Source organism: Stenotrophomonas sp. B2 (genome assembly GCF_014947095.1).
GTDB classification, from domain to species: Bacteria; Pseudomonadota; Gammaproteobacteria; order Xanthomonadales; family Xanthomonadaceae; genus Stenotrophomonas; species Stenotrophomonas maltophilia_P.
On the sequence record NZ_JADCQA010000007.1, the window covers coordinates 140,584 to 158,048 of the forward strand.

Annotated in this window: 15 protein-coding genes; 6 read left to right on the forward strand and 9 right to left on the reverse strand. The window is 67.8% G+C overall.

Annotated elements, in window-relative coordinates; translation table 11 throughout:
• Genes IMX13_RS10315 through IMX13_RS10330 form a run of 4 tightly spaced genes read left to right on the forward strand, consistent with a single transcriptional unit; the run spans position 1 to position 4,490 of the window.
• The gene (locus IMX13_RS10315) at positions 1 to 1,215 is read left to right on the forward strand and encodes a M20 aminoacylase family protein (RefSeq protein WP_193396299.1); all 1,215 of its coding nucleotides are present in this window, start codon (positions 1 to 3) and stop codon (positions 1,213 to 1,215) included.
• Positions 1,212 to 1,772: a GNAT family N-acetyltransferase gene (locus IMX13_RS10320; RefSeq protein ID WP_065181368.1), complete on the forward strand. Its 561-nt coding sequence runs from the start codon at positions 1,212 to 1,214 to the stop codon at positions 1,770 to 1,772. The genes IMX13_RS10315 and IMX13_RS10320 overlap by 4 nt, the downstream gene beginning before the upstream one ends.
• The gene (locus tag IMX13_RS19025) at positions 1,769 to 3,499 is read left to right on the forward strand and encodes an amino acid ABC transporter permease/ATP-binding protein (RefSeq protein ID WP_193396300.1); all 1,731 of its coding nucleotides are present in this window, start codon (positions 1,769 to 1,771) and stop codon (positions 3,497 to 3,499) included. Before IMX13_RS10320 ends, IMX13_RS19025 begins: the two co-directional genes overlap by 4 nt.
• A gap of 16 nt (positions 3,500 to 3,515) precedes the next feature.
• On the forward strand, positions 3,516 to 4,490 hold the full coding sequence (locus IMX13_RS10330) for an ABC transporter substrate-binding protein (protein ID WP_128990415.1): 975 nt from the start codon (positions 3,516 to 3,518) through the stop codon (positions 4,488 to 4,490).
• Positions 4,491 to 4,549: 59 nt separating this feature from the next.
• Here the strand turns inward: IMX13_RS10330 and IMX13_RS10335 are convergent, their stop codons facing one another.
• Positions 4,550 to 7,666 (reverse strand): discoidin domain-containing protein, encoded by a 3,117-nt coding sequence (locus tag IMX13_RS10335; protein ID WP_193396301.1) that lies wholly within the window; start codon positions 7,664 to 7,666, stop codon positions 4,550 to 4,552.
• Between the two features lie 197 nt (positions 7,667 to 7,863).
• The gene (locus tag IMX13_RS10340; protein ID WP_065181371.1) at positions 7,864 to 8,943 is read right to left on the reverse strand and encodes an MBL fold metallo-hydrolase; all 1,080 of its coding nucleotides are present in this window, start codon (positions 8,941 to 8,943) and stop codon (positions 7,864 to 7,866) included.
• A 103-nt stretch (positions 8,944 to 9,046) separates the two neighbouring features.
• Between IMX13_RS10340 and IMX13_RS10345 the strand changes: the two genes are divergently transcribed.
• Both IMX13_RS10345 and IMX13_RS10350 read left to right on the forward strand, forming a co-directional pair.
• On the forward strand, positions 9,047 to 9,658 hold the full coding sequence (locus IMX13_RS10345; protein WP_065175563.1) for a TetR/AcrR family transcriptional regulator: 612 nt from the start codon (positions 9,047 to 9,049) through the stop codon (positions 9,656 to 9,658).
• A gap of 124 nt (positions 9,659 to 9,782) precedes the next feature.
• Positions 9,783 to 10,811 (forward strand): aminoglycoside phosphotransferase family protein, encoded by a 1,029-nt coding sequence (locus IMX13_RS10350; RefSeq protein WP_193396302.1) that lies wholly within the window; start codon positions 9,783 to 9,785, stop codon positions 10,809 to 10,811.
• Between the two features lie 7 nt (positions 10,812 to 10,818).
• On the opposite strand, the gene IMX13_RS10355 is transcribed toward IMX13_RS10350, so the two are convergent.
• From IMX13_RS10355 to IMX13_RS10385, 7 genes are all read right to left on the reverse strand, one after another.
• The gene (locus tag IMX13_RS10355) at positions 10,819 to 11,706 is read right to left on the reverse strand and encodes a DMT family transporter (protein WP_065175629.1); all 888 of its coding nucleotides are present in this window, start codon (positions 11,704 to 11,706) and stop codon (positions 10,819 to 10,821) included.
• 32 nt (positions 11,707 to 11,738) lie between these two features.
• Complete coding sequence (gene murB, locus IMX13_RS10360; protein ID WP_193396303.1) at positions 11,739 to 12,800, reverse strand: UDP-N-acetylmuramate dehydrogenase; 1,062 nt, start codon at positions 12,798 to 12,800, stop codon at positions 11,739 to 11,741.
• Positions 12,801 to 12,808: 8 nt separating this feature from the next.
• Positions 12,809 to 13,864 (reverse strand): quinone-dependent dihydroorotate dehydrogenase, encoded by a 1,056-nt coding sequence (locus IMX13_RS10365; protein ID WP_065181373.1) that lies wholly within the window; start codon positions 13,862 to 13,864, stop codon positions 12,809 to 12,811.
• An 8-nt stretch (positions 13,865 to 13,872) separates the two neighbouring features.
• Positions 13,873 to 14,640, reverse strand: a complete 768-nt coding sequence (locus IMX13_RS10370) for a class I SAM-dependent methyltransferase (RefSeq protein ID WP_180875936.1) — start codon at positions 14,638 to 14,640, stop codon at positions 13,873 to 13,875.
• Between the two features lie 5 nt (positions 14,641 to 14,645).
• Positions 14,646 to 14,930: a DUF4190 domain-containing protein gene (locus IMX13_RS10375; protein WP_053517549.1), complete on the reverse strand. Its 285-nt coding sequence runs from the start codon at positions 14,928 to 14,930 to the stop codon at positions 14,646 to 14,648.
• A gap of 76 nt (positions 14,931 to 15,006) precedes the next feature.
• The gene (locus tag IMX13_RS10380; protein WP_193396304.1) at positions 15,007 to 15,810 is read right to left on the reverse strand and encodes an SDR family oxidoreductase; all 804 of its coding nucleotides are present in this window, start codon (positions 15,808 to 15,810) and stop codon (positions 15,007 to 15,009) included.
• A complete protein-coding gene (locus IMX13_RS10385; protein WP_065175566.1) occupies positions 15,810 to 17,342 on the reverse strand; it encodes an aldehyde dehydrogenase family protein in 1,533 nt (510 codons plus the stop codon). The genes IMX13_RS10380 and IMX13_RS10385 overlap by 1 nt, the downstream gene beginning before the upstream one ends.
• Positions 17,343 to 17,465: the final 123 nt, after the last annotated feature.

Consider the following 17,465-nt stretch of genomic DNA (forward strand, 5'->3'; position numbering starts at 1 on the left):
ATGAACGTACTGCGCCGGGCATCGTTGACTGTGGCGCCCACCGGGCCGACGGGCGTGCTGCCTGAAATAGCCGCACGCGCCGATGAGGCCATCGCCATCCGCCACGACCTGCATCGACACCCGGAGCTCGCCTTCGAGGAGCATCGCACCAGCGCACGCGTAGCCGAACTGCTGCAGCAGTGGGGCTATACGGTGACCACGGGCGTCGGCGGAACCGGCGTGGTCGGAACGCTGCAGCGGGGGCAGGGCAGCCGCCGGCTCGGGCTGCGCGCCGACATCGATGCGCTGCCGATCCAGGAGGCGTCCGGGCTGCCTTATGCCAGCCAGAACGAAGGACGGATGCATGCCTGCGGTCACGATGGACACACCGCGATCCTGCTGTCGGCGGCGCATTACCTGGCCCGGCACGGGCGCATCGATGGCACCCTGCAACTGGTGTTCCAGCCGGCGGAAGAAACCGGCTCCGGTGCGTCAAGGATGCTCGCCGACGGTCTGTTCGAGCGTTTTCCGGTGGATGCGATCTATGGACTGCACAACTGGCCGGGTGTGCCGGCGGGGCACTTCGGCTTTGTCGACGGACCGGCGATGGCATCGGTCGACTGGGCACGGTTGAGGGTGATCGGCAAGGGCGGGCATGGTGCGGAACCACAGGGAAGCGTGGATCCGATCCTCGCCGCCGCGCACATCGTCACCGCACTGCAGAGTGTGGTGTCGCGCAATGTGGACCCGCGGCAGATGGGCGTGGTGACGGTCGGTTCGATCCACGGTGGGCAGGCGGCCAACGTGATTCCCGACGTGGTGGAGCTGACCCTGACCGTACGCGCCTATCTGCCCGACGTTCGCGACACGCTGCGCCGTCGCGTGACCGAGCTTGCCGAGCAGACCGCCGCCGCGTTCGGGGCGCGCGCCGAGATCGAGTTCCCGCGTGGCTTCCCGAGCGTGATCAACCATCCGCAGCAGACCGCCTATATCCGTGAGGTGGCGCTGCAGGGATTCGGCGCAGGGCAGGTGCTGGATGCCTTCGCGCCGCGCACCGCCAGCGAGGACTTCGCCTTCCTGCTGCAGGCCCGGCCCGGAAGCTTCGTGTTCGTCGGCAACGGTGACAGTGCATCGCTGCACAGCCCGCGCTACGTGTTCAACGATGCGGTCATCGCTCCCGCCGCCAGCCTCTGGGCGCGGCTGGCCGAACACTATCTGGTGGAGGACGCAGCATGAGTACGGCACCGTTCGAGGAGCGCTTCCTCTACACCTCGGTGGACGATCCACTGGCGCGGCCACTGTTCGATGGGCTCGAGCAGGAGTACGACAGTCGTTACGCCGATGTGCGGCGACGCATCGGTGGCAGTGCGCGCGAGGAGCTGCAACGCTATCCAGCGCAGGCATTCGCTGCGCCGGTGGGAGCGTTCGTGCTGCTGCTGCGTGAGGGCGTGGCCATTTCCGGCGGCGCGTTCATGCCTCACCGCGACCCGGATACGGCCGAGTTCAAGCGCATCTGGACACTGCCTGGCCTGCGCCGCCAGGGCATCGCCCGGCGCGTGCTGCAGGAGCTTGAAGACCAGGCCGCACGCCAGGGCTATCGCCGCGTGTACCTGACCACCGGCTTCCGCCAGCCTGAGGCGGTCGGCCTGTACCTGAGCCATGGCTACACCGCACTGTTCGATCTGTCTGCCGACCCGGAATCGATCGCCCATCTGCCGTTCGAGAAGCAGCTGCGGGCACCGGCGCGTCCGCCGGCATCAAGCACTGCCGCCGTGCAGGGAGTCCACGCATGAGTACGCCGTCCACCGCGATCGAGGGTCTGGCCGCGCGTCCGGCACCGGCATTGAAGATCGTGCCGGCGCGGCATCCGCTGCAGGTGTTCGGCACGGTGCTGGCGCTGGCGTTGATCCTGATCGGGCTGCAGTCGGTACTCGGCAATCCACGTTGGGGCTGGGGCACCTTCGCCGAGTGGTTCTTCGCCCGCCCGGTGCTGGAAGGGCTGGGTCGCACGCTGTTGCTGACCGCGCTCGGCACCGGCCTGGGCTTCGCGCTGGGCACGCTGCTGGCGCTGGCACGGGTATCCGGCTCGCCGTTGTTGTCGGCGGTATCGTGGGGCTACGTCTGGTTGTTCCGTTCGATTCCACTGCTGGTGCTGTTGCTGCTGCTGAACAATCTGGGTTATCTGTACAGCACGATCGAACTGGGCATTCCGTTCACCGGCATCAGCCTGTTCTCGTATCCCACCACCCAGCTGATCGGTGTGTTCACGGCTGCGGTGCTGGGCCTGACCCTGAACCAGGCGGCGTTCTCGGCCGAGGTGATCCGCGGTGGCATCCTCTCGGTCGATCACGGCCAGTATGAAGCAGCGGCCGCGCTGGGCCTGCCGCGCGGCCGCCAGGTGCGGCGCATCATCCTGCCGCAGGCGATGCGTTCGATCCTGCCGGCCGCCTTCAACGATGTGATCGGCCTGGCCAAGAGCACGTCGGTGGTCTACGTGCTGGCGTTGCCGGAGCTGTTCTACACCGTGCAGGTGATCTACCGCCGCAACCTGGAGGTGGTGCCACTGCTGATGGTGGCCACGGTCTGGTACCTGGTGATCCTGACCGTGCTGTCGCTGCTGCAGCGGCGCGTGGAGCAGCGCTTCGCGCGTGGCCAGCTGCAGCGTGAGCGCAGCGTGTCGCGGGTATCCTCGCCCGCGCCGCGTGCGGCATCGCCGGTTGCGGTGCGGCCGCGCATCGCGAGCGCGGCCGAGGCCGGACAGGGAGCGCCGATATCGCTGCACGGTGTCGGCAAGGCGTTCGACGGGCAGCCGGTACTGGAGGACATCACCCTGGAACTGCGCGGCGGCAGCGTAACGGTGCTGATCGGCCCGTCCGGTGCCGGCAAGTCGACGCTGCTGCGGCTGATCAACCACCTGGAGCGCGCCGACACCGGCTTCGTCAGCGTCGGTGGCCAGCTGATCGGCTATCGCCGTGACGGCGACACCCTGTACGAGCTGCCGGAGCGCGAGATCCGCCGCCGTCGTGCCGAGGTGGGCATGGTGTTCCAGGGCTTCAACCTGTTCCCGCACCTGACCGCGCTGGAGAACATCATCGAGGCGCCGATCGCGGTGCGCGGTGTGCCGCGTACGCAGGCCGAACAGCAGGCGCGCGTGCTGCTGGAGCGCGTCGGTCTGGCGGACAGGGCCGATGCGTTCCCGCGCCAGCTGTCAGGTGGCCAGCAGCAGCGCATCGCCATCGCCCGTGCACTGGCCCTGCAGCCGAAGGTGCTGCTGTTCGATGAGCCGACGTCGGCGCTGGACCCGGAACTGGTGGCCGAAGTGCTCAGCGTGATCGAAGAGCTCGCCCGTTCCGGCACCACGCTGGTGATCGTCACCCACGAACTCGGCTTCGCCCGCCGCGTTGCCGACCACGTGGTGATGATGGACCAGGGCCGGGTGATCGAGCAGGGCACGCCCGAGGCCATATTTGAACACCCGCGCCAGCAGCGCACCGCCGATTTTCTCGCCAAGACCCTCTGATCCGGATGTGACCCCCATGAGCCCTGCAACGTCCCGTCGTCCCTCGCGCAGCACCCTGCTGGTCATCGCTGTGCTGGTCATCGGCATTGCCGGCATCGTCTATTCCCGTGCACGGCAGGGACCGGAGGCCGTGCCCGCAGCGACCAGCAGCCTGGCCGGTGCCGGCGCGCCAGCGCTGCGGGGGACCGTGGATCCGAAAGCGCAGGCGCTGGTTCCGGCGGACTTCCGCTTCGTGACGCCGGGCACGTTGACGGTCGCGACGCATCCCGGTCAGTTGCCGCTGGCCGACTATGGCGCCGACAGCAAGGAAGTGATCGGCATCGAGCCGGACATCGCACGGCTGGTGGCCGATGCGCTGGGCCTGAAGCTGGTGGTGGTGCCGGTCGCCTGGGCCGACTGGCCGCTGGGACTGGAGTCGGGCAAGTACGATGCAGTGCTGTCCAACGTAACCGTGACCGAAGAGCGCAAGAAGAAGTTCGACTTCTCCAGCTACCGTTATGACCTGCTCGGCATCTATACGCGCACCGACGGGCCCATCCAGAAGATCGAGAAGCCGGCCGATGTCGCTGGCCTGAAGGTGGTGGTCGGTGCCAGCACCAACCAGGACCAGATCCTGCGGCAGTGGGATGCACAGAACATCGCGGCCGGGCTGGAGCCGGTGCAATACCAGTACTTCGATGATTCGGTGGTCGGCCGCCTGGCCGTGATCACCGGCCGGGCCGATGTATCGTTCGAACCCAACGCCACCGGCGCGTACTCCGCGCGCGATGGCAAGGTGCGGCGCGTTGGCCTGTTTCCGGGCGGTTGGCCAAACGCTGCTGCGATCTCGGTCACCACGCGCAAGGGCAGCGGCCTGGCCGATGCGGTGACCCAGGCGCTCAATACCCAGATCGGCAGCGGCACCTACGCACAGGCACTGGCGCGCTGGAACGTGACCGAGGAAGCCGTGCCGCAGTCGCAGACCAACCCGCCGGGCTTGCCGGATCTCTGACGCCGGGCATGCCCCGGCACCAAGGCTGCTTCTGTAGAGCCGAGCCATGCTCGGCTGCTCTACCAACGCGCCTCCAGCGTCCTGAACGGCTTCGCCAACCGCACACCCTCGGCATCGAAGTCGGAAACGCTATGGCCGTCCACGCGCACCTGCTTCGGTGCCGTGCGCGCGGGCCACCAGACCTTGACGGCCGTGGCGCTGCGCAGCCCTTCGCCGAGCGTCACGGTCAGCGTACCGTCGCGTTGCTGTGCCTGCATCCGCAGCGTGCCGTACGCCGTCGGCAGGCGTTCCACCGCAAGGCCATCGCCGGCCAGCCAGGAGGGCGGCGTACCCGGCAGCAGTGACAGGGCATCGTCGTCCTCGCGCATCAGCATCCCGAACAGGGTGCGGCCGTATTCGGCACCGATCCAGGTGTGCGGCATGTCGCCCAGGTAGCGCGGAAAACGCAGCCGTGAGTGCACGACTTCGGCCAGCACCTGCCATTGCAGCGGGCGACGGTCGCGCAGCAGGCCCTGCAGCAGCTCGTCGGCCGCTGCGGGCTGGCCCAGATGCACATAGCTCAGGACGTTGCGGATTTCATAAGGGGTGTACGCATACAGCGCACCGGGCTGGTTGCGCTTGCGGACGTCGTCAAGATAGCGGGCAAAGGTGGTGCGCAGCGCATCAGCCGGCAGCACGCTCTGCGCACCGGTGGGATCCAGCGCGATGGAGACGCCGGTCGGGTCGCCATCGCCAAGATCGGCGGAGGAGGGAATGAAATCGATGCCTTTCCACGCCATCGTCGCGCGGATCGAAGCGTGCAGTGCGTCATACAGCGCCTTGTACTGCCCGCGTGCCCAGGTGGCGGTGGCGTGGTCGCCGAGTGATTCAGCCAGCCATGCGCCGTCATGCCAGCCCTTCAGGCCCCAGTAGTCGTCCCAGTAGCTGTGGGTGGGAGAGGGATAGCCCTCGTGGCTGATCGACGGTGCCAGGATGCCGGCAAAGCGTTCCGGCGCCGGTTGATCGGCCTTGTAACCGGGTACCAGCGTGCGCTCACGCAGTTCCTGCAGGAAGCGCAGCGCGGCCTTCACTTTCGGCAGGTACGCACGCACGGACTCGGGGCCACCGTCGAGGCGCGCGACATCGGCCACCAACGCGACGTACTGGCCCTGGCTGTCGTACTCGATGTCCGATCCGAAGCCGGTGTTGACGCTGCCATCGTCATTGAGGATCGGCGACACCAGGCCGTTGGCATGTACCCCGTGTTCGCTGTACCACGCCAGGTAGTCGCGTGCGACCTTGGCTTCGCCCATCCGCAACAGCACCGCCGAGGTGGCCATGCCGTCGCGGATGAAGGAGCGGTTGTAGTTGCGTGGGCCGGGTTGCATGGCCGGGCCGGTCTGGTTGATCAGCATGTACGCGGCCTGGGCACGCAGCATGTCGACCAGCGACGGATCGGGCAGGCGCAGGCCGACCTGGCCCAATCGTGCCTGCCAGTCCGCGGAGGCTTCGGCGGCCAGCGTCTCGAAGCCGGCATCGGCATCGCGTGGCAGGCGCGCGAGGTCCAGTGCCGGTGGCTCCGGAAGTACACCCTTGGCGTCGGCCGCCGCCGTACCCAGCGGGAAGGCGACGACCACGGATTGGCTGGCGCCGGGCGCCAGGGTGATCCGGTAGTCCAGCGCCGCCGCCGCCAGCCCACGCGCATCGGTGGCCTGGCGTGCGCCGGGCAACCGGCCCGAAGCGATGGCGGAGGTGATCTCGGTTTCGCCGTTCGGGCCGAACGGTGCCGCGCCGGAGGCGCTGACCGCCGACAGCGAGTGCAGCAGGGTACGACCATTGACGCGCACGCTCTGGCCGTCGATGGCCACGTCGCGGATCGGCGACAGGCCACCGTTCTGCCACGGCGGGTTCATCTGCATCGGCCGCACCACCAGGCTCAGCGTGCCCTCGACCGGCGTGGTACCGGTATTGCGCAGTCGATGCCGGAGGAAGGTGACGGGCTGGCCGTCGCGCTCGATCGCGAACGCTTCGCTGCGCAGTTCCAGACCGGGCTGCGGCGACCAGGCGGCCGAGGGCATCGGCTTCCAGCCGTCGCGCAGGGCATGCTGCACGGTCTGTTCCGCGGCACCGGCGGCACGCCCATCGGCATTGCGCCAGATCGGCTGCACCAGCGGTGCGCCCTTGAATGCCTCGATGTTGCCGTATTCGTCGAAGATCGACTTCTGCCGTCCGGCATGCACGCCCACGGCCGTCCAGTACGTCTGCTGCATCTGCAACGACGCCGGGAACAAGCCACGCTGCGCGCCGCTGGCGGCGATCTGGTACTGCTTCATCGGCGTCATCACGGCCTTCGGGCCGAGCAGGCGCAGGCGCGTGACCTGTGGCGAGGGCCCTTCGACGATGAGCCGCAGGGCACGCACATCGTGCACCGTATCGCTGGCCAACCAGCTCTGGGCATGGCTGGCGGCCTGCGTGTCCTGCGCCAGCGGCTGCCAGCGCCCCTGCGCATCCTGGGCCTGCAGGCGTGCGGCGCCACGCTGGCCCGCCCACTCCACCGCCAGGCCGGTGCCCGGCTGAGCGCGCGGCAGGGTGATTTCAAGCACATGGCTGCCCTTGCCATCGGTAGGGAGGGCGACGCCGCTACCGCCTTGCCACAACGCGGCTGCCTGTGCGCTGTCGAGTCCGTGCACGCGTGCACTGAGCGTGGCGTCCAAGGGTTCCATCTCGAAGATGGAGACCCCCCAGTCCGACGTGCGCTGGGGACTGGCCAGCCTCAGATAGCGCGCCTGGCGCGGTTCGAAGTACAGCGTCTCCACATCGCCCAGCGAGTCGGCCATGGTGTATGCGGGCTGCCACTGCCGGCCGTCCATCGAGGTCTGCAGTGTGTAGCCCTCGGGATTGGAGACGTCCCAGGTCAGGCGTGCGCCCCCCAGCAGGGCAGGTGCGCCCAGATCGATCTGGAACCAGTGTCCGGGGCTGAAGGCGCCGCCGGTGACCGTCTTCGGGTCGTTGTCGATCAGATGGCCGATGGCCATCGCCGGGACCTGCTGTGATGAGCTGCTGGCCTGCCACTGGCTGCGCGGTGGCAGTGTCTGCGCCTGCGCGGCGGAGGCCATCACGGCCAGCGGCAGGAGAGCGCGCGCGGCGTAGCGCAGGCAGGCGCAGGAGGGGCGGGAGCGATCAGCACGCAGCGTCATGTCGACAGCCTTGGAGGTTCGGCCAGGATCGGGCAGGCGCTACGCTAGCAGGGGGTGTAATCGTTTACATGACGCGCTGCAATAGGGCAGAGGGCGGACGCGTGGCGCGACGCCCTGCACGGCGTCGCGACAGCCATCGTCCGCAACGTCACTGCCTGCACGAACCGGCGCCCCGTGACAGCAGCGCCCAGGCAAGCTCAGCGCAGCGCCACCTGTTCCCACCAGCGCGTGCCTGCCTGCGGCGCCTGCATGTCCAGCGCCTCGCCCATCATCGGCGTGGCGATCGGCACATCGTGCGCGGCTGCCAGCGCGGTGATGCGCTCGAAGGGCTGTTGCCAGTCGTGCAGGGCCAGGTCGAAGGTTCCGTTGTGGATCGGCAGCAGCCACTTGCCGCGCAGGTCCAGGTGGGCCTGCAGCGTCTGCTCCGGCTGCATGTGCACGAACGCCCAGCGCGGATCGTATGCGCCGGTTTCGATCATGGTCAGATCGAACGGGCCGTACTTCTCGCCGATGGCCTTGAAGCCATCGAAGTAGCCGGTGTCACCACTGAAGAAGATGCGGAAGTCGCCGTCCTGGATGACCCACGAGGCCCACAGGCTGCGGTCGCTGTCGCCCAGGCCGCGGCCGGAGAAGTGCTGGCCGGGTGTGGCGGTCAGGCGCAGGCCATCGGCTTCGGTCGATTGCCACCAGTCCAGCTGTTCGACCTTGTCCGCGTCCACGCCCCAGGCGATCAACTGATCACCCACACCCAGCGGCGCGATGAAGCGCGTGGTCTTGCCCGCCAGCTGCATCACCGCAGCGTGATCCAGATGGTCGTAATGGTTGTGCGAGAGGATCACGCCGGCGATCGGCGGCAGCTGTTCGATGCTGATCGGCGGGGCGTGGAAGCGCGCAGGGCCCATCCACTGCACCGGTGACGCCCGTTCGGAGAAGACCGGGTCGGTCAGCCAATACTGGCCGCGCAGCTTCAGCAGGATCGTCGAATGCCCCAGCCGGAACAGGCTGCGATCCGGCGCGGCTTCCAGCGCGGCACGATCCAGCGCCTGCACCGGAATGGCGCCCGCGGGTACGGTCCCCTTCGGCTTGTTGAACAGGAAGGTCCACCAGATCTCCAGCCCGTTGCGCAGGCCCATCGCCGGCCGCGGCAGTACGTTGTGGAACTTGCCCTCGCGGTATTGCGGGGAGTCGGGGAAGTCGGGGAGGGACCAGGACTTGCAGAAGGTGTAGGCGGTCACGGCGAGGATTCCAAGCAGGAGGACAAGGAGCAGGCGCTTCATGGGTGACGTCCGCAGGGTACACTGCACAGTGTAGTTTCCTGCTGCGGAAAAGTATACTCATCGGTGTAAAATGGGGGTATCCGTTCAGTTATCTGGTGTCGCCATGTCCCGTCCGCCGCAGCGCCTGACCGACCGCAAACGCGAGGCCATCGTGCGCGCGGCGGTGGAGGAGTTCCGCACGGCCGGCTATGAAGCCACCAGCATGGACCGGATCGCGGCAGCGGCCGGTGTATCCAAACGCACGGTCTACAACCACTTCCCCAGCAAGGAAGAACTGTTCTCGCTGATTCTGGAGGAACTCTGGGAACGCAGCATGGCCGGCGTCGAGCTGCCCTACCGTGCGGAGCAGCCACTTGAGCCGCAGCTGCTCGCGTTGCTGGAGCAGAAGCTGGAACTGCTGGGTGATGCCAATTTCATCGACCTGGCCCGCGTTGCCATGGCGGAGATCATCCATTCACCCGAACGTGCGCAGGCAATCGTCTGTCGCATGGGCGAGAAGGAGAGTGGGGAAAGCGCCTGGATCCGTGCAGCGATCGCCGATGGCCGGCTACGTGCGGTCGATCCCGAATTCGCCGCCCATCAGCTGCATGGACTGGTGAAGAGTTTCGCCTTCTGGCCGCAGGTAACGATGGGGCAGGCGCCGCTGGGGGCCGACGAGCGCGCGCGGGTGGCGGCATCGGCGGTCGCCATGTTCCTGGGCCACTACGCGCGCTGACGCCGTGGCAACCGCGTCGGCATGGATCGCCCGGCCCGCAAGCACAGTGCTGTGACGGACATGTCTGTGCCGTCGATGCGCCATCTGCGATAGTGACGTCGGGTATCAATGCACGATTGCTTCCATGTCATCCGCTTCGGCGCGCCATATCGGCGAAGTCCTGCAACAGTCCTATGGCATCACCACCGCCGCCGTGGTGCCTCGCCCGGTTGGCGCAGACGCCAATGCCAGCGTTTACCGCATCGACGCGCGACGCGGTCAGTGGTGGTTGAAATGCCGCACCTACCAGGTGCAACCGGCGGTCTGGGACACGCTGCATTGGCTGCGGGGCACCCTGGGCATCGAGGAGATCGTGGCGCCATGGCCGGCATTGACCGGCGGCGCGTCGGTCCAGCGCTGGGGCCTGCAGTTCACGCTGTTTCCCTACATCGAGGGCCAGTCCGGTTTCGAGGCGCCGCTCAGCCATGCGCAGTGGCTGCGCCTGGGCAACGTGCTGCGCCGGCTGCATGACACTGAGGTGCCCGAATCGCTGCAACGCGCGCTGCCGAGCCTGCGCCTTGAAGCGGATGCGTTGAACACCGTTGGGCGCTGGCTGCAGCCGGGCGATGCCTTGCCGGTCGCGCAGGATCGGTTGGGCAGCGCATTCCTGGCCGTCTGGGAGCTGCGCCGCGAACGTATCGCCGAGGTCCACCGCCGCGCGTCGGAACTCCACGATGAACTGCGCGACGAACGGCCGCCGCTGCGGTTGTGCCATACCGACCTGCATGCGGGAAACCTGCTGATGGGCAACGAGGGCAACCTGCACCTGATTGATTGGGATGGCCTGTCCCTGGCGCCCCGCGAGCGGGATCTGATGTTTCCCGGCGCGGCGGTGGGTGGACGCTGGGGGCGCGAACGTCCGCTCGGTTTCGTGGAAGGGTATGGCCCGGACCTGGGGGACCCACGCTGGATAGCCTGGTACCGGCACTGGCGGATCCTGCAGGACCTGATCGAGTTCGAACAGGTGCTGCTGGGGGGCGACGCACTGGAGCGCTCGCCGCAGCTGCGCCGTCAGTCGCTGCACTACCTGGGCGAACAGTTCGCGCCGGGCAATGTGTTCGACGCAGCCGAACGCGCGTATCGCGCGCTGGATGCGTCGCCGCTGCAGCGTTGACGGTGGATCATTCGGCGGGCTTGGCCGCCGCTGACGCCGCCGCCGTCGCCGCCCGCCGCGACAGCACGGCCTCGCGGTGGGCGATGTAAGCGTTGGCGGCCAGAATGATGCCCGCACCGACGATGGTCCAGCGGTCCACGGTCTCGTTGAACAGCAGCCACCCGCACAGGGTCACCAGCGGCAGCTGCAGGAAGCTGATCGGCGTCAGCGCCGACACTTCTCCCAGGCGCAGCGCGCGCGTCCACAGCAGCTGGCCGACCGTGCCCATCACGCCGGTGACCAGCAGCCACAGCCAGGCCACGCCACTGGGCCAGACCCAGACAAACACTGCCGGAACCAGCGAAAGCGGCACCCAGAAGACGTAGGTATAGAGCACTACGGTATCGGCGCTGTCCACGCGGGTGAGCTGCTTGATCTGGATGGCCACCAGTGAACTCAGCACCGCAGCGGCGACGGCGACCAGGCTGCCAGCGGTGAAGCCGGTGGTGCCCGGCCGCACGATCACCAGCACACCGATGAAACCGACCACCACTGCGGCCCAGCGGCGCACACGCACGGTTTCGCCCAACCACAGCACGGCGGCGATGGTGACGAACAACGGTGTGGAGTACGAGAGTGATACCGCCTGCGCCAGTGGCAGATGGCCCAACGCCCAGAACGCGCACAGCATCGAACCCAGGCCGATCGCGCTACGCACGAAATAGCGTGGCAGCTGCTGGGTCTTCAGCGGCGCATGGCCCGGCCGCAGCAGCATCGGCAGCAGTGCCAGCAGGCCGAACGCATTGCGGAAGAAGGCGACCTCCTGGGTCGGTACGTAACGGGTGGCGTAACGGATCGCCACCGCCATCATGCCGAACGCCAGGGTGCTGCCGAGCATCAGCAGTGCCGCCCGCATCGGGGTGGCGCCGGTGGAAAGGGCGGGGGTGTTCACCACTGTGCGCCGAGCAGGCGGGGCTCCGGTTCGATCGGTACGCCGAATTTCTCCAGCACTGACGCGGAAATGCGCCGCGCCAGCGCAAGCAGCTCGGCCCCGGTGGCGTTGCCATGGTTGACCAGGACCAGCGCATGGCTGGCAGCAACGCCTGCATCGCCCTCACGGAAGCCCTTCCAGCCGCAGGCCTCGATCATCCACGCTGCGGAGACCTTGCGCCGGTCCTCACGATCGGCCGGGAACACCGGCAGGTCCGGGAAATGCTGCAGCAGCACGTCGACCTGCTCCAGGGGCAGGACCGGATTCTTGAAGAAACTGCCGGCATTGCCCAGCACCTCCGGATCGGGCAGCTTGCGGCGGCGGATCGCGATGACTGCGTTGGCCACGTCCACGGCACTGGGCAGCTCCACGCCCTGCGCCTGCAGTTCTTCGCGGATGCCGGCATAGTCCATGCGCAGGTCGTGCAGCAAGGGCAGCTTCAGCTCGATGGCGGTGATCAGGTAGCGGTCTGCCTGCTGCTTGAACACGCTGTCGCGGTAGGCGAAGCCACACTGTTCGTTGTCCAGCCGCACCCAGGCCTGCTCGTGGCAGTCCCAGGCTTCCACTGCCTGGATGAACTCGCCGACCTGTGCGCCATAGGCGCCGATGTTCTGGATCGGCGCTGCACCGGCCGTGCCTGGAATCAGGGCCAGGTTCTCCAGCCCGGACAGGCCTTCCTGCAGCGACCACATCACCAGGCCGTGCCAGGGCACGCCGGCACCGGCGCGGATCACCGCATGATCGGCGCGATGCTCCAGGAAACTGATGTCGCGGTTGCCGAACACCAGCACGGTGCCAGGCAGATCGTCGGCGATCAGCACATTGCTGCCGCTGCCCAGTACCAGCAGCGGTCCGCCGGAAACCTCCGGTAGCGCCAGCACGTCCGGCAGCAGCGATGCGTCATGCAGCTCCAGCAGCTGCGCGGCATTGGCACGTACGTGGAAGGTGTTCAGCGCCTGCAGCGGCGCGTTCCGGGTCAATGTCCAGCGCAGCGGCGCGGCGGTGTCGAGTCCATCCATGGGGGCGCTCACAGCGGCGCCACCGCGCCACGGCTTGGCGCTTCGCGGCGGCGGCGGATCGCCTCCACGCATTCCGATACCAGCGCCGGCCCGCGGAAGATCAGGCCGCTGTAGCACTGCACCAGCGAGGCGCCCGCCGCCATCTTGGCCACTGCGTCGGCGCCGGACAGGATGCCGCCGACACCGACCAGCGGCACCGACTCGGGCAGGCGCGAGCGCAGCCGCCGCAGGACCAGGGTGGACTGTTCCAGGACCGGGGCACCGGACAGACCGCCGGCTTCGTTCGCCAGCGGATCGCCGGCCACCTTGCTGTGGTCGATCGTGGTGTTGGTCGCGATCACGCCGTCCACCTGCAGCTCGCCGAGCACGCGCGCAGCAGCGTCGATGTCGCGCTCGCTGAGGTCAGGCGCCACCTTCACCAGCATCGGTACGCGCCGGCCGTGCCGCGCGGCCAGGTCTTCCTGGCGGTCACGCAGCTGGCTGACCAGCTGGCGCAGTGCGGTTTCCTCCTGCAGCTCGCGCAGGCCGGCGGTGTTGGGCGAGGAGATGTTGACGGTGATGTAGTCAGCCAGCGGGTACACCTTGTCGAGGCAGGCCACATAGTCGTCGACGGCCTGCTCGTTGGGGGTGTCCTTGTTCTTGCCGATGTTGATGCCGAGCAGGCCGCGACGGTTGCGCGCGCGCTCGACATTGCGCACCAGTGCATCCACGCCGGCGTTGTTGAAGCCCATTCGGTTGATGATGGCGTTGTGCGCCGGCAGCCGGAACAGTCGCGGCGTCGGGTTGCCCGCCTGTGGCCGCGGCGTGATCGTGCCGATCTCGACGAAGCCGAAACCCAGCGCGAACAGCGCATCGATGTGCTCGCCATTCTTGTCCAGGCCGGCCGCCAGGCCGACCGGATTGGGGAATGTCAGCCCGAACACGGTGCTCGGCAGCGGCGCGATGCGTGCGGCCAGCAACGGCGTGGTGCCGGTGCGGTAGGCCACGTCCAATGCGGACAGGCCGAGGCCGTGGGCGCGCTCGGCGTCGAGCGAGAACAGGAAGGGGCGGGCAAGCGAATACATGCGTCGGTTCAGTCCAGCGTGCCGAGGAAGGCTCGGGTTCGATATTCAAAGGCGACCTGGCCGTTGACCGCGTGGGCCGCGAACAGATCCTGCAGTGCCGCCAGCATCGGCGCATGGCGCGGATGCCCGGGCTGTGGCGCATAGGAGGACGACAGCAGGCGGCCGCGCAGGGCGTCCAGATCCAGATGCTGCACGTTCGGCAGTTCCACCTGGCCGCGCAACCCGGCACCAAACCATGCCTGCATCGTGGCGTCATCCTGGTAGCGTTCGGCCACGGCGGAATAGTCCGTGCCGTAATCGAGCAGCAGCTGCTCATAGCCGACCAGGAACGGGCTGGCATCGAGCAGGCGTGAGTTCCAGTAGATCAGCGCCAGTCCGCCGGGGCGCAGGATGCGCTGCCATTCGACACGGACGGCGTCGGTGTCGAACCAGTGGAAGGCCTGCGCGGCACTGACCAGATCGACGCTGTGCTCTGCCAGGCCGGTGGCCTCGGCACGCCCATCGACGGCCTGGAACAACGGATATGCAGCCAGCCAGCCTTCGGCGGCGGCGCGCATGGCGGCGTTGGGTTCGACCGCGACCACAGGATGGTCGGTGTCGAGGAACAGACGGCTGGAAATGCCGGTACCGGCGCCGATGTCGGCCACCCGTGCATCGTGGTCGACGCCCATCGGTCCATGCAGCCATTCCATCAACGCCGGCGGGTAGTCAGGCCGATAACGGACATAATCGGCGACGCGGCTGCTGAAGCGTTCGGTGCTGTCGGAGGAGGTCATGGCGGTCAGTTCGACAGTGCGGCGAGCCAGGCCAGGCCACCGAAGAAGAGGATGAAGGCCAGGACTGCCGCCAGGGCGGCTGCCACCATCACCCAGCCCAGCACCAGCCCGGTGACCGCCAGGCCATCGCCCTCAAGTTCATGCGGGCGGCGGCGGATCTCGGCGCGGGCCATGTGGCCGGTGACGATGGCGACGATGCTGGCCACGAAGGGCAGGACAGTCCAGGCGGCAATGCCCATGACCAGGCTGACCACGGCCAGGGCGCTTGTCTGTCGGGGTGCCACGCTCATCGGGTCCTCCTTGCAGTACGCACATGATAGTGCCTCCGTCCGGGCAATCCCATGGGCAGTGCCCGGCCCGAGCGGTTCAGCCCATCAGTACCTGGCCACCATCGACGTTCAGCACGTGACCAGTGATCCAGCGCGCCAGCGGCGAGCACAGGAACAGCGCGGCATCGGCAATCTCGCGTGGCTGGCCGAAGCGGCCGAACGGAATTCTTGCCAGGGTGCCGTGATACAGCGCCGGGTCGCTGGTTTTGCGCCGGTCCCACAGACCGTCGGCAAACTCGATGGAGCCCGGGGCGATCGCGTTGACCCGGATCCGGTCTGGCGCCAGTGCCAGCGCCTGCGACGTGGTGTAGTGCGAAAGAGCGGCCTTGGCAGCCGCATAGGGGGCGCCCCCCGGCCGGGGCTGCTGCGCGGCGATCGAGGAGAGATTGAGGATGCAGGCGTCGCTCGATTCGCGCAGCCAGGGCAGGGCGAGCCGCGAGGCCCGCACCGCGGCCATCAGGTCGACCTGCAGGCTTGCGGCCCAGCCGTCTTCATCGTCGGCCATGCCGTAACCCGTGGCATTGTTGACCAGCACGTCGATGCCGCCCAGGGACGCTGCGGCCGCATGCAGCCAGGCGTCGATCTGGCCGGGGTCGGCCAGGTCGGCGGCAAAGGCGTGCAGTGATGCCCCCTGGGCCGCTGCGTCGGCCAGCAGGGCGTCGAGCCCCGCCTGACCTCGTGCGCAGACCGAGACATGGGCGCCGGCCGCAGCGAAGGCCAGGGCCATCTCACGGCCGATGCCTTTGCTGCCGCCGGCAACCAGCACCCGGCGGCCGCTGAAGTCGAGGATTGGAGCCCCCGCCGGGGCCCCACTCTCGGCGACGTCCGGGTCGGGATGCATCACAGGTCGAACTTGATGCCCTGGGCCAGCGGCAGCGAATCGGAGTAGTTGATGGTGTTGGTCTGCCGGCGCATGTAGACCTTCCATGCGTCCGAGCCCGACTCGCGGCCACCACCGGTGTCCTTCTCGCCACCGAACGCGCCACCGATCTCCGCACCGGAGGTGCCGATGTTGATGTTGGCGATGCCGCAATCCGAGCCCGCAGCCGACAGGAAGCGTTCGGCGGTCTTCAGATTCTGGGTGAAGATCGACGAGGACAGGCCCTGCGGTACCCCGTTCTGCATGTCGATGGCTTCGTCGATGCTGTCGTAGGGCATCACGTACAGGATCGGCGCGAAGGTCTCGTGCTGGACCACGGCATCACTGTTCTTCAGGCCGCTGACAATGGCCGGCAGCACGAAGTTGCCGGCGCGGTCGATGCGGGTGCCGCCGGTCTCGATGGTGCCGCCGGCTGCCTTGGCCTGGGCAATGGCGTCGAGGAACTGCTGCACGGCACCTTCGCTGTTCAGCGGACCCATCAGGTTGGCGGCATCGGTCGGATCGCCGATCTTGCCTTCCACCTGCTTGTACGCCTTGACCAGCGTGGCCAGCACGTCGGCGTAGATCGAGCGGTGCACGATCAGGCGGCGGGTGGTGGTGCAGCGCTGGCCGGCCGTACCGACGGCGCCGAACACGATCCCCGGCACAGCCAGCTTCAGGTCGGCGGTCTCGTCGAGGATGATGGCATTGTTGCCACCCAGTTCCAGCAGGCAGCGGCCCAGGCGGCGCGCCACCTTTTCATTGACGGTGCGGCCGACCTGGGTGGAGCCGGTGAAGCTGATCAGCGGCACGCGACGATCATCAACCAGCTTTTCCGACAGTGCGGTGCCGGCATCGTTGACCAGGTAGAAGATGTCCGGGAAGCCGGCTTCGCGCAGCGCGTCGTTGCAGATCTTCATCGAGGCGATGGCGGTCAGCGGCGTCTTGTTGGACGGCTTCCAGATGCACACGTCGCCGCAGATCGCCGCCAGGAATGCATTCCAGCTCCACACCGCGACCGGGAAGTTGAAGGCTGAAATGATGCCGACCAGGCCCAGCGGGTGGTACTGCTCGTACATGCGGTGGCCGGGGCGCTCCGAGTGCATCGTGTAGCCATACAGCATGCGGCTCTGGCCGACGGCGAAGTCGGCGATGTCGATCATCTCCTGCACCTCGCCATCGCCTTCCGGCTTGCTCTTGCCCATCTCCAGGGCAACCAGCGAGCCCAGCGCGTCCTTGTGCCTGCGCAGCGCCTCGCCGCACAGGCGCACGGCTTCGCCACGGCGCGGGGCCGGGGTGGTGCGCCACTGCTTGAACGCTTCCTGGGCGCGGGCGATCACCGTTTCGTATTCAGTTTCGGTGGTCGCACGCACCTGTGCGATCGGCTCGCCCGTGGTCGGGTTGACCGGGGTGATCAGCTCACCGCTGGCAGCGCTCGACCACTCCCCGTTGCCCAGGTACGTGCCAGCGTTGATCGCGTCCAGGCCAAGGGACTTGAGCAGCTCGGAAGACATGCAGACTCCTGTGTTTCGTTACGTTGTTTGGCGTCATCGCGGGCGGGTGGGGGGCGATGAACAGAACCGCTGATGGTAGCAGAGGGCGATGAGCGGCCTTGGTGCAGTGCAGGGTGCCAGGCC